Origin of the sequence: Bradyrhizobium sp. RT6a (genome assembly GCF_040547675.1) — a bacterium.
In the GTDB taxonomy this organism is placed as follows: Bacteria; Pseudomonadota; Alphaproteobacteria; order Rhizobiales; family Xanthobacteraceae; genus Bradyrhizobium.
Genome location: NZ_JBEPQC010000008.1, coordinates 108,046 through 124,000, shown reverse-complemented (window position 1 = coordinate 124,000; position 15,955 = coordinate 108,046). Strand labels below are relative to the sequence as shown.

Annotated in this window: 13 protein-coding genes; 10 read left to right on the top strand and 3 right to left on the bottom strand. The window is 64.6% G+C overall.

What is annotated here, in order from left to right; all coding sequences use genetic code 11:
* Positions 1-181: 181 nt before the first annotated feature.
* Positions 182-1,522, bottom strand: coding sequence for a sn-glycerol-3-phosphate ABC transporter substrate-binding protein UgpB (gene ugpB / locus ABIC03_RS31455; RefSeq protein ID WP_354064149.1), 1,341 nt, complete (start codon positions 1,520-1,522; stop codon positions 182-184).
* 185 nt (positions 1,523-1,707) lie between these two features.
* Here ugpB and ABIC03_RS31450 point away from each other — a divergent pair, with 185 nt between their 5' ends.
* The 10 genes from ABIC03_RS31450 (at position 1,708) to ABIC03_RS31405 (ending at position 13,131) form a co-directional block, all read left to right on the top strand.
* The gene (locus tag ABIC03_RS31450; protein WP_354063880.1) at positions 1,708-2,703 is read left to right on the top strand and encodes a TRAP transporter substrate-binding protein; all 996 of its coding nucleotides are present in this window, start codon (positions 1,708-1,710) and stop codon (positions 2,701-2,703) included.
* Positions 2,704-2,757: 54 nt separating this feature from the next.
* Positions 2,758-4,788, top strand: coding sequence for a sensor histidine kinase (locus ABIC03_RS31445; protein WP_275169138.1), 2,031 nt, complete (start codon positions 2,758-2,760; stop codon positions 4,786-4,788).
* The gene (locus ABIC03_RS31440; RefSeq protein WP_354063878.1) at positions 4,758-6,503 is read left to right on the top strand and encodes an ATP-binding response regulator; all 1,746 of its coding nucleotides are present in this window, start codon (positions 4,758-4,760) and stop codon (positions 6,501-6,503) included. The genes ABIC03_RS31445 and ABIC03_RS31440 overlap by 31 nt, the downstream gene beginning before the upstream one ends.
* 10 nt (positions 6,504-6,513) lie before the next feature.
* On the top strand, positions 6,514-7,251 hold the full coding sequence (locus tag ABIC03_RS31435; RefSeq protein WP_354063876.1) for a response regulator: 738 nt from the start codon (positions 6,514-6,516) through the stop codon (positions 7,249-7,251).
* Between the two features lie 412 nt (positions 7,252-7,663).
* Entirely contained in the window at positions 7,664-8,275 is a 612-nt protein-coding gene (locus ABIC03_RS31430) for a sigma-70 family RNA polymerase sigma factor (RefSeq protein ID WP_354063874.1), read from the top strand.
* Between the two features lie 435 nt (positions 8,276-8,710).
* A complete protein-coding gene (locus ABIC03_RS31425) occupies positions 8,711-9,409 on the top strand; it encodes a cytochrome c biogenesis CcdA family protein (RefSeq protein WP_354063872.1) in 699 nt (232 codons plus the stop codon).
* A 31-nt stretch (positions 9,410-9,440) separates the two neighbouring features.
* Positions 9,441-10,004, top strand: coding sequence for a thioredoxin family protein (locus tag ABIC03_RS31420; RefSeq protein WP_354063870.1), 564 nt, complete (start codon positions 9,441-9,443; stop codon positions 10,002-10,004).
* A gap of 84 nt (positions 10,005-10,088) precedes the next feature.
* The gene (locus ABIC03_RS31415) at positions 10,089-11,063 is read left to right on the top strand and encodes a hypothetical protein (RefSeq protein ID WP_354063868.1); all 975 of its coding nucleotides are present in this window, start codon (positions 10,089-10,091) and stop codon (positions 11,061-11,063) included.
* Between the two features lie 382 nt (positions 11,064-11,445).
* Complete coding sequence (locus ABIC03_RS31410; protein WP_354063866.1) at positions 11,446-12,039, top strand: L,D-transpeptidase; 594 nt, start codon at positions 11,446-11,448, stop codon at positions 12,037-12,039.
* A 54-nt stretch (positions 12,040-12,093) separates the two neighbouring features.
* Positions 12,094-13,131, top strand: coding sequence for an amino acid ABC transporter substrate-binding protein (locus ABIC03_RS31405; protein ID WP_027565946.1), 1,038 nt, complete (start codon positions 12,094-12,096; stop codon positions 13,129-13,131).
* A gap of 199 nt (positions 13,132-13,330) precedes the next feature.
* Here ABIC03_RS31405 and ABIC03_RS31400 read toward each other — a convergent pair whose 3' ends face one another.
* Positions 13,331-14,470, bottom strand: coding sequence for an acyl-CoA dehydrogenase family protein (locus ABIC03_RS31400; RefSeq protein ID WP_354063864.1), 1,140 nt, complete (start codon positions 14,468-14,470; stop codon positions 13,331-13,333).
* Positions 14,471-14,618: 148 nt separating this feature from the next.
* Positions 14,619-15,833, bottom strand: a complete 1,215-nt coding sequence (locus ABIC03_RS31395) for an acyl-CoA dehydrogenase family protein (protein WP_354063862.1) — start codon at positions 15,831-15,833, stop codon at positions 14,619-14,621.
* Positions 15,834-15,955 lie beyond the last annotated feature (122 nt).

Sequence of the window (15,955 nt, the reverse complement as noted above, 5' to 3'; positions counted from 1 at the left end):
GCGCCAAGCAGACGGTGCACATCTCCCGCTTGCGGGGGAGGTCGGCGCGAAGCGCCGTGTGGGGGTTCTCTCCTCTAGGGGATTGTCCCTTTGCGGAGAGACCCTCTCCCCAACCCTCTCCCGCAAGCGGGAGAGGGAGCGCACTTCCTTCGCGGTTAAAGAGAGGTCCAATCTGAGAACTCTACCTATCCGGGCTGGCGCGCTCGAACTGGCGCAGGATCTTGTTGCCGCGTTCGACCGCGGCATCGAGCGCTGCTTGCGCGCTCTTGCGGCCGGCAAAGGCCTGCTCGAGCTCGTCCTCGATCGCGCCGCGGATCAGCACGAAGGAGCCGAGCCGGATGCCCTTGGAATTCTCCGTCGGCGGATGCAGCGTGATCTCCTCGAACGAGATCGCCGAGCCCGGATTGCGCTCGTAAAAACCCTGCGCGCGCGTCAGCTCGAAGGCGGCGCGGGTGACAGGCAGATAGCCGGTGTTCTGGTGCCAGGCGGCCTGCACGCCGGGCTGCGACAGATAGGCGAAGAATCGCGCCACGCCCTTGTACTCCTCGCGCGGCCGGTCGCGCAGCACCCACAGCGTGGCGCCGCCGATGATCGAGTTCTGCGGGGCGCCCTTCACGTCGGGCCAATACGGCATCATGCCGTAGCCGATCTCGAACTTCGAATTCGCCTTGATGTCGGCGCGCGTCGCCGAGGAGCCGATGAAGATGCCGCATTCGCCGTTCTGGAAGCGCGGCTCGGCCGACTGGCCGCGGCCGCTATAGTCGAACACCTTCGTTTTCTGCCACTCGCTGAGCTCGGCGACATGACGCACCAGAGACGGATTGTTGATGCTCAGCTCGGCATCGAGCGCGGCGAAGCCGTTGGTCCGCGTCGCCAGCGGCAGGTTGTGGAAGGCTGAGAAATTCTCGACATGGATCCAGGACGGCCAGGATGTGGTGAAGCCGCACGCCGCGCCGCGATCGCGCAGGCGCTTTGCAGCGGCACCAAGCTCCGGCCAGGTCTTCGGCGGCGTCTCCGGATCGAGGCCCGCGTCGCGGAACATGGTCTTGTTGTAATAGAGGATGGGCGTCGACGAATTGAACGGGAAGGACAGGAGATTGCCGGCCGCATCGGTGTAGTAGCCGGAGACCGCGGGAAGATAGTCATTGAGCGAGAACGGCTCGTTCATGTCGCGCATCAGGCTGAACACGGGATAGATCGCGCCCTTGGCCGCGGTCATGGTGGCGGTGGCGACCTCGTTGACCTGGACGATCGCGGGCTGGCTGCGCGAGCGAAAGGCGAAGATCGCGGCCGTCACGGTCTCGGTGTAATTGCCCTTGTAGGTCGGCACCACGCGATAGTCCGGCTGCGAGGCGTTGAAGTCGGAGGCGAGCTTCTCGAGCTGGCGGCCGAGCTCGCCGGACATGGCGTGCCACCACGCGATGTCGGTCGCGGCACGCACCGGCGCGGCCAGTAAGAGGGCCGCAACGGCGGCGGCGACCTGCAAGAAGCGCAATGCTGAAATCACGATGGCTCTTTCCATGCCGCACGACGAAAGCGGCTGTCCCTGCTTAAGGCGCGGCATTTGCGGTTTCAACCGGGAATGAGCCCCGGCCGCGACGCACAATCACGCAGCAGTGCCGCGCGGGATGGCCTTCCCACGACCATCTGCTAGATTGCATTGAACCTTTTCCTCCCGCCATAGACTCCACCACTGAGGGGTTGAGTGTGCCAGTGTTGAACCGTGCCGAACGCTCGCGGACCGGGGTGGTTTTCGTCGCGCTTCTGATCGCCATCTGCGCGACGGGAGCCGCTGCGCGGGAGTTCCGCGCCGCCGACACCCAGACCGAGGATTATCCGACCGTGCAGGCGCTGCGCTACATGGGCGCCCTGATCGCCGAGCGCAGCGGCGGCCGGCACGAGGTCAAGGTGTTCCACTCCCGCCAGCTCGGCGAGGAGAAGGAGACCATCGAGCAGACCCGGGTCGGCGCGATCGATCTCAACCGAACCAATGTGGCGCTGATCGGCAACTTCGTTCCGGCGATGAACGTGCTGGCAATGCCGTTCCTGTTCCGGTCCATCGAGCACATGCAGAAGGTGCTGGACGGGCCGGTCGGCAGCGAGATTCTCGGCAGCTTCGAGCCCTACGGCTTCGTCGGCCTCGCCTTCTACGATTCCGGCGCGCGGTCGATCTACAACGGCGCCCGGCCCGTGCGGAGTGTCGCGGACCTCAGGGGATTGCGGATTCGGGTGCAGCAATCGGAGTTGATGAGCCAGATGATCCGCTCGCTCGGCGCGGAGCCGGTCGAGATGCCCTATGGGCAGGTGCTTGCCGGGCTTGCCAACCATCTGATCGACGGCGCCGAGAACAACTGGCCATCCTACGTGACGACGGACCATTACAAACATGCCGGCTACCTCGCCCTCACCGAGCACACGATGAGCCCCGAAGTGCTGGTGATCTCGCTGAAGGCCTGGAAAAGCCTGTCGGCCGACGACCAGACCATCTTCCGGGAAGCCGCGCAGCGCTCCAGCCGGTTCATGCGCGAGAAATGGCGCGACCTCGAGGAGCAGTCGCAGCGCAAGGCGGAAGCAGCGGGCGTCACCATCGTCAGAGATATCGACCGCAAGCCGTTCGAGGACGCGATGGTCGCGATCTACGCCAAGGCCGGGCAGGATCCGGCCGCGGCCGCGCTGATCGAACGCATTCGCAAGGTGGAGTGAGGCCACTTGCCCGGGCTTGGACACAGCGAGCATGCAGACAGGTCGCCCGGCCCGATGGGGCGGCTGCGCGCGCGGCTGGTCGGCGTGCTCCGGGCGGTGCCGATCCGCTGGCGCATCCTGTCGATCGCGGCGCTGAACTCCGCCGTGGTCATCGTGCTGGTCGGGCTGATCTGGAACGGGTCGCAGGTGCTCGGCTCGGCCTGGGACGACGTGCGCCAGGTGCGCGAGTCCGACCGGATCCTGGCGCTGCTCGAAAGCGAGACCGGGCGGCTGCACAATCTGATCCACCGCTACATCAACCAGCCGAGCCCCGACCTGTTCGCCGAGATCCTGCTGCTGCGCGAGGCGGTGCTGGGGACGCTGACCAACCGCGCCGCCAAGGACCCGATGCTGTCGGGCTCGGTCGAGGAGCTGGAGCGCACCACCGACCGCTTCCTCAACGGCTTCGGCGAGCTGCGCGGCGTGCAGGCCACCATCGCCAGGACCTATGAGGATCAAGTGCAGGGACCGGCCAGGGATATGGCCGGCCTTTACTCCATCATCGAAGGCGCCACCGGCCATCGCGACGCGCTGATCTGGCCTTCGCTGGGCAAGTCGCGCGAGGCCTTCACCGCGATGCTGGTCGCGGCCAATTCCTACTATCTGTCGCTGTCACCGGGTGCGGCCGACGACGCCCGCCGCAACACTGAGACGATCGAGAAGACCATCCCCGTGATGATCGATCTCGCCGACAACGACCTCCAGCGCATGGCGCTGCGACGGCTGGCGGCCCGGACCGCCGCGCTGCGCGAGGGCTTTGCAAAGCTCTCCGAGCAGCTCATGAACCGTACCGAGCTGCTGCGCAACACCATCGACGCCAACCAGGCCGAGGCGATCGGCGCCATCGACGACCTCTCCACCAAGATGCGCCAGCGCGAGCAGAAGGCGCAGGAGACGTTCGACCGCACGCTGGCGGACATTTCCCGTCGCGTTCTTTCCATCGCCGTGATCTTCCTCGGCATCATCCTCACCGCCGGCGTGCTGATCGCGCTGTCGATCCGGCTGCCGCTGCAGCAGATCATGGCGGCGATGCGCGCGATCACGCTCGGCGACCTCGGCCGCGAGGTACAGGGCACGCGCGCGCGCGACGAAGTCGGCGCCATGGCCCGCGCGGTGGAAGTGTTCCGCGAAAACGCGATTGCGAAACGTGAGACCGAGGACGAGCTGCGCGCGTCCAAGGAGAAGGCCGAAAGCGCGCTACTCGAGCTCAACGCCGCGCAGCAGAATCTGATCGATGCCGAGAGGCTCGCAGCCCTTGGCGGCCTCGTCGCCGGCGTTGCGCACGAGGTCAACAATCCGATCGGCATCAGCCTCACCGTTGCGTCGAGTTTTGCCCGGCGCACGGAGATCTTCGAGGCGCAGCTCAAAGGCGAAGGCGGCCTGCGCCGCTCGCAGCTGGAGGAATTCGTGCAGTCCTCGCGCGACGCCTCGCAGCAGCTGGTCGCCAATTTGCAGCGCGCCGGCGAACTGATCCAGTCGTTCAAGCAGGTCGCGGTCGACCGCTCCCATGCCGAACGGCGGCAGTTCTCCCTGAGCGAAGCCACCGACCAGATCATCGCGAGCCTGCGCCCGGTGCTGAAGCGCTCGCCGATCACGCTCCATGTCGACATGCCCGAGGGGCTGCTGCTCGACGGCTATCCCGGCTCCTATGGCCAGATCCTGACCAATTTGTTCCTCAACGCCGCCAACCACGCCTTTGCCGACGGCCGCGCCGGCACGATCACGATCTCGGCGCGGCCCCGCGGGGCCGACGACGTCGAGATCATCTTCACCGATGACGGGGCCGGCATGACCTCCGACGTGCAGCGCCAAGCCTTTGACCCATTCTTTACCACCAGGCGCAATGAAGGTGGCACGGGACTCGGCCTCCATATCGTCTATAACCTTGTCACCCAGCAGCTCGGCGGTCGCATGATGCTGGAATCCAAGCTGGGACAAGGCACTACATTTCGCATTATCATGCCCCGGGTCGCCAGGGGCGGCGGGCAAAGCACAGAGACTGACGGGACTTCTCAATGGCCGAACAGGACGATGTCCTCCACCTGATCGACGATACCGGTACCGCATCGGAGGATGTTGACGCCCGGAAATGGAAGATCGCCGTCATCGACGACGATCCGGCCGTGCATGACGGCACGCGCTTTGCGCTCTCGGACTATTCCCTCAACGGCCAGGGCCTGGAGATCCTCTCCGCCCATTCCGCGGCCGAAGGTCGCAAGCTGATGGCCGCGCACAACGACATCGCCGCCGTGCTGCTCGACGTCATCATGGAGACTGATGTCGCCGGCCTCGAGCTGGTCGAGTTCATCCGCAACGAGCTCAAGAACGAGACCGTGCGCATCATCCTGCGCACCGGACAGCCGGGCCAGGCGCCCGAGCGGCGCGTGATCGTGCAGTACGACATCAACGACTACAAGGCCAAGACCGAGCTCACCGCCGACAAGCTGTTCACCTCGCTGACCGCGGCGCTGCGCTCCTACCAGCAACTCGAGCGCATGCTGCAGACAAGGCGCGGGCTCGAGATCATCATCGACGCGGCTTCCACGCTGTACGACTTCAAGTCGATGCAGCGGCTCGCCGAGGGCGTGCTGACCCAGCTCGCCTCGCTGCTCAACGTCGATTGCGCCGGCATCCTGGTCTTGCGCGACAATGGCGGCATCGACCCGGAGCTCTCGGTGCTCGCCGGCAGCGGCTGCTATAGCCGCTTCATCGGCACGACCTCGTCGAAGGCGCTCGACCCCGATCTGCGCGCGATGGTGGAAGCCGCTTTCCAGGGCCGCAAGAACGAATTCGCCGACCACCGCAGCGTGATCTATTTGCGCACAGGAAGCGGCCGCGAGGTCGTGGTGCTGCTCCAGGCCGAGCGCGAGCTGTCCGAGACCGACCGCTCGCTGGTCGAGATCTTCTCCAGCCGGCTCTCGATCGCCTTCGACAACGTCATCCTCTACCAGCAGCTCCAGGCCGCCAACACCCAGCTGGAAGACCGCGTTGCCCAGCGCACCCGCGCGCTGATGCAGGCCAACCGCCGCCTCTCGGCGCAATGGCTGCGGCTGCAGCGCGCCAACGGCTTCAAGAACGAGATCCTCGGCACCGTTGCCCACGATCTGAAGAATCCGCTCGGCGTCATCCTCGGCCGCACCGAGATGCTGAAGGAGCTGATCTCGACCGGCGCGTCGTCAAGCGGCGTGGTCGCCCAGGTCGATCACATCCGCGATGCGACCAAGCGCCTGACCACGATGGTCGATCATCTGATCTCGGACGCGATGGCCGATGCCTTCGACATCACCATCCGCCGCGAGCCGGTCGACGTCGCGGCCCTGGTCAAGGAGGTCGCCGAAGCCAACCAGCCGCTCGCCGTCAACAAGCAGCAGGCAATCAGCGTCACCGCGCCCGTCAACATCGTCACCATGTGCGACACCGACCGCATCCGCGAGGCGATCGACAATCTGATCAGCAACGCCATCAAATACTCACCGATCGGCGGCAAGATCGGCGTCATCGTGAACCATGAGGGCGGCGACACCATCGTCCGCGTCAGCGACGAGGGCGCCGGCCTGTCGCCGGAGGATCTCGGCCGCCTGTTCGGCCGGTTCCAGCGGCTGTCGGCAAAACCGACCGCCGGCGAGAGTTCGACCGGCCTTGGGTTGTCCATAGTCAAGCGTATCATCGACATGCACGGCGGCGAGGTGACCGCCGAGAGCGAGGGCCCCGGCAAGGGCTCGACCTTCACCATCACCCTCCCCGCGACCGAAATTCCGTGATCTCAGGACCATGACCCAAAGCCAGCACATCATGATCGTCGACGACGAGGCCCCGGCCCGGGAGATGGTCGGCGATTACCTCAAGATGCACGGCTTCACCGTGACGCTGTGCGACGGCGGCAAGTCCTTGCGCACGGCGATCGACGGCAGCATGCCGGACCTAGTCGTGCTCGACCTCAACATGCCGGAGGAAGACGGGCTCTCGATCATCCGCGACCTCAAGAGCCGCATCAACGTGCCGGTGATCATGCTGACGGCGACCGCGAGCCCGATCGACCGCGTCGTCGGCCTCGAACTCGGCGCCGACGATTACGTGGCCAAGCCGTGCGAACTGCGTGAGCTGATGGCGCGCATCCGCTCGGTGCTGCGCCGGAGCGTGCCAGCGAAAGCCGTGGCGGCGGAAACGGCGGCTGCGAAGTCGGACAAGGAGCAACTGGTACGGTTCGGGACGAAGTGGCTCGATCTCGAAGCGCAGGCCTTGCGCGACGACGAGGGCAACGAGCACCCGCTGACCGCATCCGAGTTCGGACTCTTGAAAGTGTTCGCGGCCAATCCGAAGCGCGTCCTCTCGCGCGAGCGCCTGCTGGAATTGGCCAACGCGCGCGACGCCGAAGCCTTCGACCGCGCGGTTGATCTGCGCATCATGCGGATCCGCCGCAAGATCGAGCCCGATCCCACAAAACCTGCCGTGATCCGCACCATCCGCGGCGGCGGCTATTTGTTCTCGCCGGCGGGCGAGAAGGCGTAGCAACCCCATCGTCGTCCTGGCGAAAGCCAGGAGCGATTACCCCAGGCAGATCTTGCTGCGCGAGGCTGGCAACCACGCGTCTTCGCAAAACGTCTCCCTGGGGTAATGGGTCTTGGATCGGCGCTCGCCTTGCTCGCTTGTCCAGGACGACACGGTGAGTGCGAACGCAACCCCTCGGAATTCGTTCCCGACACCTCGGTCCGCCTCCAATTCCCCAGCCCCGTATTTTCCGTACATTGAAATTCCACGCTTTTTTGCCCCAAATGTTTCGTCGCGGCTAATCCGACGAAACAATTTGATGGCGCACGAAACCATTTTCCCCTTTTCGTGCAGACGTCCCGAAACGTTGGCTCATTAACACTTTGGTCCAAGGAAACGCCGCTCGGTTGCGGCGCTACGGGGAGCCAAGTCAATGCCGAACGTCATCGCCATCAACGCCCAAGCCAGCCAGAGCATCATTGCCGCTCAGGCGACCTCGGACGACATGCTTCTCGAAAGCATTGCCGACGGCAACCGGACGTCGATGCACATCCTTTATTGCCGGCACAATGTGCGCGTCTACCGCTTCATCCTGCGGATCGTGCGCGACGCCACCACCGCGGAAGACCTCGTCAGCCAGGTGTTTCTGGACGTGTGGCGGACCGCCGGCCAGTTCCAGGGCCGGTCGCAGGTTTCGACGTGGCTGCTTTCGATCGCCCGCTTCAAGGCGCTGACCGCGATGCGCCAGCGCCGCTTCGAGGACATCGACCAGGAAGACGTGCGCCAGATCGCCGACGGTTGCGACACGCCGGAGACCTCGCTCGACCGCAGCGACACCAGCGCAATCCTGCGCGCCTGCGTTCAGAAGCTGTCACCCGCGCATCGCGAAATCATCAACCTGGTCTACTACCATGAGAAGTCGGTGGAGGAGGTCGGACAGATCATCGGCATCCCGCAGAGCACGGTGAAGACCCGGATGTTCTACGCCCGCAAGCAACTGGCCGAATTGCTTAAGTGCGCCGGCGTCGAGCGCTTCGCCGCCTGAAGTTCAGATATTTCAATGGGATAGGACATTTGTTTTGGCCCTATCCCGGACACGGAAGTGTTACCGCCGACGAAACAATTGAAACAAAGCACAACATCAGGCGGAAAAACTTCCCTCCTATAAAGCTCACATACGGTTTCGTTAAACCTCCCAAGACCTCCAACGACCCGGACGGGATGCCCCCCTCCGGGTCGTTTTGTGTCTGGGGTAACGCACGCGGCGCCAGCGGTGCTGGGCACGGCGCTTCCTTGTCATGGCCGGCCTTGTGCCGGCCATCCACGACTTCCCCGCGGTACAAAGACGAGGATGCCCGGGACAAGCCCGGGCATGACGCCCCCCCTGCGAATTCGTGTCCCCGTCACGAACGTGTGACGGCGCGTAACGTCCGACACATCCATCCCGAACAGCCCTCGTGACCCCCATCACGAGTGCCCCATGCTCGAACTTCTCTTCGCTGTCCTCGCCGGCATCCTCACCATCGCCGCGCCCTGCACGCTGCCGATGCTGCCGATCCTGCTCGGCGCCTCGATCGGCCGCAGCTCGCATCTGCGCCCCGCGATGATCGCGCTCGGCTTCGTCATCTCGTTCTCCGCGACCGCGCTGTTGCTCGGCGCCATCACGCGGCTGTTCGATTTCGATCCGAACGTGCTGCGCGAGGCGGCATCGATCCTGCTGCTCGGCTTCGGCCTGTTGATGCTGTGGCCGGCGCCATTCGAATGGCTGTCGATCCGGCTCAATGGCTGGCTCGATCTCGGCAACTCCGGCGCTACGCAGCGCGAGGGCGCGCTCGGCGGGCTCGTGCTCGGCACCACGCTCGGCCTGGTCTGGACGCCCTGCGCCGGCCCGGTGCTCGGCTCGATCCTGACGCTGGTCGCGACCACTGAGAACGCGACCTGGGCCGGTACGCTGCTGATCGCCTACGCCATCGGCGCGGCGATTCCGATGCTGGCGATCGCCTATGGCGGGCAGGCCGCAACCACGCGGGTGCGCAGTCTCGCGCGCATTTCGCCAAGACTGCAGCAGGGCTTTGGCGTCGTCGTGATCGGCTTCGCGCTGGCCGCCTATTTCCAATACGACACGCTGATCGTGGCGTGGCTCACCGGCTTCTATCCCACCGGCCAGATCGGCCTGTGATCATCGCGCATCTCAACCGGAGGACTCGTCCATGACTTTCAAACTGCTCGCCGTCTCCGCCGCACTGATCGGCATCGCCGTAACAGGCGCCGTCATCCCCGGCATCTGCGACGAAGCCGCGCGCGCCGTTCCTGTCGTTACCGCCGCCGCCAGCCGGGACAGCGCGCCCGACTTCGCCGGCATCAACAACTGGTTCAACTCGAAGCCGCTCAATATCGCCGATCTCCGCGGCAAGGTCGTGCTGGTGGACTTCTGGACCTATGGCTGCGTCAACTGCGTCAACACGCTGCCGCACGTCACCGAGCTCTACGCCAAGTACAAGGACAAGGGGCTCGTCGTGGTCGGCGTGCACACGCCGGAATTCCCGTTCGAGCGCTCGGCGTCCAATGTCCAGGCCGCACTGAAACGCCACGGCATCACCTATCCGGTGGCACAGGACAATGATTCCAAGACCTGGAATGCCTACCGCAACCGATATTGGCCGGCGCAGTACATCATCGACCAGAACGGCAAGATCGTGTTCCAGCACGAGGGCGAAGGCCGCTATGACGAGATTGACCGCACCGTCGGCCGGCTGCTGAACGCCAATAGCTAACACGCGGCGCTGGTCTCGCCGTTGTTGCTTGACTCCACGGACCCGTCCGTGGAGTTTCGCGGGCCACGCAATCAGCCGCCCGCGATGGACGACGCCACCAGCAGCACTGACATTCGCCTTCGTGAAGGCGCCTCGATCGCGCAGCGGCTGGTCATGTCCGGCTTTGCGGCCGCCGTTGCGCTGTGCTTCACGCCGGGTCTGTTCACGCACGACCCCCTGGAGGTGATCATCTCCGTGGTCGCGCTGCTGGTGGGAGCGGCGTTCGTCGGAATCATCATGATGGCGCCGGCGGTGGTGTGGATCATCACGCCGGACGAGATCCTGATCGGGGAGCAGCGCCCGTTCGGAAAACTCCGGACGCGGATCGTTGCCAAGGAAGACATTAGGGGAATGCAGGTTCCCGGCAGCAAGAGGGCGAAAGCCCGCTTTCAGCTGGCCTTCACGCTGGCCTCTGGAGAACGCCTGACGTCGCCGCCGATCACCGACGTCACGCATGTGCACGACACGGTGGCGCGGATCGCCGCGCAATTCGACGTTCCCGACGTCGAGTCTCCGGTCAATCCACTCGATGCCAGCAATCCCGAGATGCGTCTCGGCGACCCTCTCGAGCCGTTTTCCACGAAGGACATCAGGATCGTCGCACTGATCGTCGTCGCATTGTGCGCCGTTCCCTACGCCTACAGGCTCTGGCGCGGCCTGTCGCCCGGGCCGGTCGACATCATGCTGCTGCCGGTTGGCGCGCTCGCCGCTTTCGGGGTTTCCCGGTATGCCAACCTTGTGACCGGCGCTTTCTGGATCATCCGCCAAGGCGATATCCGGGTCGAACGCCTGTGGGGCGACGGCACGTTGCGCGCAGACCACATCGAAGGGCACGAGGTGAAGACGATCACGGTCGAGCGCCGCGGCCGGTCCGAGGAGGAGCACTGCATCGTCGTGATCCGATTGCTCTCAGGACGACGGTTTCGCAGCCCTCGTATCGGTTCGAGGCTCGAGGCCCGGGCCGTGGGGACGGAGATCGTCCGGCGCCTCGGGATCGCGCCGGAGAATAACAAGATCTAGCTGGCATCTCGTGCGAATTGGCGAAGTTGATCTCGCCGCTAGTTCGGTCTGAGCCTCTCCCGCTTGCGGGAGAGGTCGGCGCGCCCCGGGCGATGCGAAGCATCGTCCCGCGCGCCGGGTGAGGGTTCTCTCCACATCGGGAGTGCCCAATTGCGGAGACACCCTCTCCCCGACCCTCCCCCGCAGGCGGGGGAGGGAGCACATCGCGCCCAGCTCACTGCTTTTCGCGCCATCCCCTGTTTGTGGCATTGCCGGCGGTCGTCAAAAAACCAAAGCATTCTCGTGACATACCAGCCGGGCGCGCCATCAACTTGCCATGAAGCTGCCGCTGGGTTCAGATGGTTCCGAACGATATTCGCTGTGGCAGTGGGGAGAGCTTGAAATGACGAATTTTCGTCGCCTGACCGGGATGTTTGTGGCCGCGATCGGCCTGATCCTGTCCGCGCCGCATGCCTACGCCCAGCAGCCCGACCGCGGCGATGAGCCGGGGCTGGTCGCCGACGACGCCTTCGAGCTCGATCCGGAATGGCAGAAGCAGGTCGTCTACTTCCGCACCACCGAAGCGCCCGGCACCCTCATCATCTCGACCGCCGAACGGCATCTCTATCTGGTGCAGCCCGGCGGTCGTGCGATCCGCTACGGCATCGGCGTCGGCCGCGATGGTTTTCAGTGGCAGGGGCTGGTGAACATCACCAACAAGAAGGAATGGCCGGACTGGACGCCGCCGCCGGAGATGATCCAGCGCCAGCCCTATCTGCCGCGCTTCATGGCCGGCGGCCCCGGCAATCCGCTCGGCGCCCGCGCCATGTATCTGGGCACCACGGTCTACCGCATCCACGGCACCAATCGGCCCGACACGATCGGCACCAAGGTCTCCTCGGGCTGCTTCCGGCTGGTCAACCGGGACGTCGCCGATCTCTACGATCGCGTCCCGGTCGGCACCAAAGTGGTCATCCGGCAGAAGCCCGAGCTCTGATCTTTTCGCCCTGGCGAATATTCCTTTTCCCGATTATTTCGAGAGAGCAACATGATGCGCACTTTTCGTGGCGGCCTGCTGATCGGGCTCGCAGTCGCCGTGCTGGTCGCCGTCCTGGCCATCATTTATGAATTCTACGACACCCGCACCCTGAAGCGCACCGTCCGCCGCGGCGAGGTGCTGTGCGGCGTCAACAAGGGTCTGCCGGGCTTCTCGATCCCCGACGACAAGGGCAACTGGACCGGCTTCGACGTCGATTTCTGCCGTGCGGTGGCCTCCGCGATCTTCAACGACCCGAGCAAGGCGAAATTCGTCGCGCTCGATGCCAACGAGCGCTTCAAGGAATTGCAGAGCCGGAAAGTGGACATCCTCTCGCGCAACTCGACCTGGAGCATGGCGCGCGAACTCGACTACGATCTCTATTTCCCCGCGGTCGCCTATTACGACGGCGCAGGCTTCATGCTGCCGCGCGCGCGCAACAAGGAAACCGCGCTGGATCTGACCGGCAGCAAGGTCTGCGTCCAAACCGGGACCACCACGGCGCTCAACGTCGCGGATTACTTCCGTGCCAACAACATGAAGTATGAAGAGGTGAAGTTCGACAAGCTGGACGATGTCGTGAAAGCCTACGATACCGGCAAATGCGACACGCTCTCCGCCGACGTCTCCCAGCTCTACGCGCTGCGGATCAACCTGTCGAAGCCCGGCGACCACATGATCCTCCCCGACATGATCTCCAAGGAGCCGCTCGCGCCCGTCGTGCGCCAGCGCGACGACGACTGGATGATGATCGTGAAGTGGACGCTGTACGCGATGATCAACGCCGAGGAGCTCGGCGTCTCCTCGGAGAACATCGACGAAGCCCTGAAGTCGAAGAAGCCGGAAGTGATGCGGCTGGTTGGCACCGAGGGCAATTACGGCGAGCAGCTCGGCCTCACCAAGGATTGGGTGGTCCGCATCATCCGTCACGTCGGCAATTACGGCGAGATGTACGAGCGCAACATCGGCGAGAAGTCGAAGTTGAAGATCCCGCGCGGAATGAACCAGCTGTGGAATGCGGGCGGCGTGCAGTATGCACCGCCGGTGAGGTAACTCCTGCGTCGTCCCGGCGAAGGCCGGGACCCATACCGCGTGATCGATCGATAAGCGCAGGTGACAATACCGCGGGAGGACTCTTCAACTACGAGCCTCCGCCAAACTGCTTCCTGTGGTTATGGGTCCCGGCCCCCCGTGCGCAATCGCGCACTAGGCCGGGACGACACCTGCTAGCGGGGCACCACTGTGCCTCGCCTCAATACCCCCGCGCCCTCGCCAGCTGCTCGGTGTGGTAATTGGCGTCACCGAACAATTCCTCGCACACGCGCGCGCGCTTCATGAAGAAGCCGATGTCGAACTGGTCGGTCATGCCCATGCCGCCATGCATCTGCACGCCTTCCTGCACCGCGCGCGTGGCGGTGGTGCCGGCGCGGGCTTTTGCCACTGCGACGGCTGACGCCGCCTTGGCGACGTCCGTATCGAGCGCTTGTAGCGCCTTCATCACGGCGGCGCGGGTGATCTCGATGTCCACATAGAGCTCGGCGGCGCGGTGCTGCAGCGCCTGGAATTCGCCGATCAGCTTGCCGAACTGCTTGCGGCTCTTCAGGTACTCGACGGTACGGTTGAACACCTCTTCGCTCAAGCCCACCATTTCGGAGGCCACCGCGCCGCGTCCGATATCGAGCACGCCGTCGAGCAAGCCGGCCCCCTGGTCAACTTCGCCGAGCACGCTGTCGGCATCGACCTCGACATTGGCAAGCTCGAGCCGCGCCGCATTGTGCGCGTCGACCATGATGGTGCGCTCGATCGCGACGCCCTTGGCCTTGGGATTGACCAGGAACAGCGTTAGCCCCTCGCGCTCGCCGGCCGAACCCGCGGTGCGCGCAGCGACAATGAGGAGATCGGCGACGTGACCGTCGACCACCAGCGCCTTGGCGCCGGACAGCCTGAAACCGTTGCCGGCGCGCACGGCCTGGAGGCTGGTCTGAAGCGGGCGGTGTTTTGCGCCCTCGTCGATCGCGAGCGTCGCGAGCAGGGAGCCGTTGGAGATCTTCGGCAGATACTCCGACTTCTGCGCGGCATTGCCGCCACGGTTCAGCGCCGAGGCCGCGACCACGCTGGTGGCGAGGAAGGGCGACGGCATCAGCGTGCGGCCGATCTCCTCCATCACCACACCGGCCTCGACATAGCCGAGACCGCTGCCGCCGAACTCTTCCGGCACCAGCAAGCCGGCAAAGCCCATCTCGGCGAAGGAATGCCAAAACTCCTTGGAGAAGCCGATGGGGTCTTTGCTATCGCGCAGATGTCGCAAATGCGACACCGGCGCCTTGTCGCTGATCAGCCCGCGCGCGCTGTCGCGGAGCATCGATTGTTCTTCTGTGAGGACGAGGGCCATGTGCAATGTCTCTAACGTCTGGCGGAATGCATGTCTGTTGCTGTCATTCCGGGGCACGCGAAGCGTGAACCCGGAATCTCGAGGTTCTCAGGTGCGCAACCGCGCACCTTAGCTCGGTCCTGCGGACCGCCCCGGAACGACGGTGGAGTTAGGCCCCCGGCAGATCGAGGATGCGCTTGGCGACAATGCCGAGCATGACCTCGGTGGTGCCGCCCTCGATCGAGTTGGCCTTGGTGCGTAGCCAGGCACGCGGACGCGCTCCTTGCTTCGAACGTTCACTCTCCCATTCCAGTGCATCGACGCCGCCGGCCGACATCAGAATCTCGTAACGGCGCTTGTTGAGCTCTGTCCCGTAATACTTCATCGCCGACGAGAACGCCGGATGCGCCTGCCCCGCCTTGGCGAGATCGACCGCGCGCTCGGCGCAGGCTGCAAGCGCAGCTTCGTCGACATCGAAGCTGGCGATCCGGCCGCGCAGCATCGCATCGTCGAGCCGTCCCAGCGCATCTGTGCCGACGGAATCGGCCGCGATCTGGCCGAGCGGACGGCCGACGCCGCGCTCGCCCATGCCGGAGATCATCGCGCGCTCATGCTGGAGCAGATATTTTGCGACGTCCCAGCCGCGATTGACCGTGCCGACCACATGCGATTTCGGCACGCGGACATTGTCGAAGAACGTCTCGCAGAACGGCGAGTAGCCGGAGATCAGGAGGATCGGCTTGGTCGTCACGCCCTTCGAGGTCATGTCGAACAGGATGAAGCTAATGCCGTCGTGCTTCTTCGCGGCGGGATCGGTGCGGACGAGGCAGAAGATCCAGTCGGCGTAGTTGGCGTAGGACGTCCAGATCTTCGACCCCGTGATCACGAAATCATCGCCATCGCTCTCGGCGCGGGTCTGGAGCGACGCGAGATCGGAGCCGGCGTTCGGCTCGGAATAGCCCTGGCACCAGCGGATCAAGCCCGCCGCGATTTTCGGCAGGTGCTCTTTCTTCTGGGCATCGTTGCCGTATTTCAAAAGCGCCGGCCCGAGCATCCAGATGCCGAAGCTCGACAGCGGCGGCCGCGCGCCGATTCGTCCCATCTCCGCGCGCAGCACCTTGTGCTCGGCAGCGCTCAGGCCACCGCCGCCGTACTCCTTCGGCCAATCGGGTACGGTCCAGCCCTTGTCGCGCATGCGCTCGAACCAGATGCGCTGCGGCTCGGACGAGAACTTTGCATTGCGTCCGCCCCAGAACACGTCGGCATCTGATGTTGCGGGCTTGCGCATTTCCGGCGGGCAGTTGGTTTCCAACCAGGCGCGCGTTTCACTGCGGAATGTTTCGAGATCGGCGGTCTCAGTCTCGCTGGTCCTGGAGTCAGTCATTGGTCGTTTCCATCATTTAAAATCGGCTTGTTGGGCGCGACTCTGGGCCAAGCTCCCGCGGAATTCAACCACTTCCGTGTCACGCATCCGCTATAGTCGCCGCGACGGCGAAGCTTGAAAAC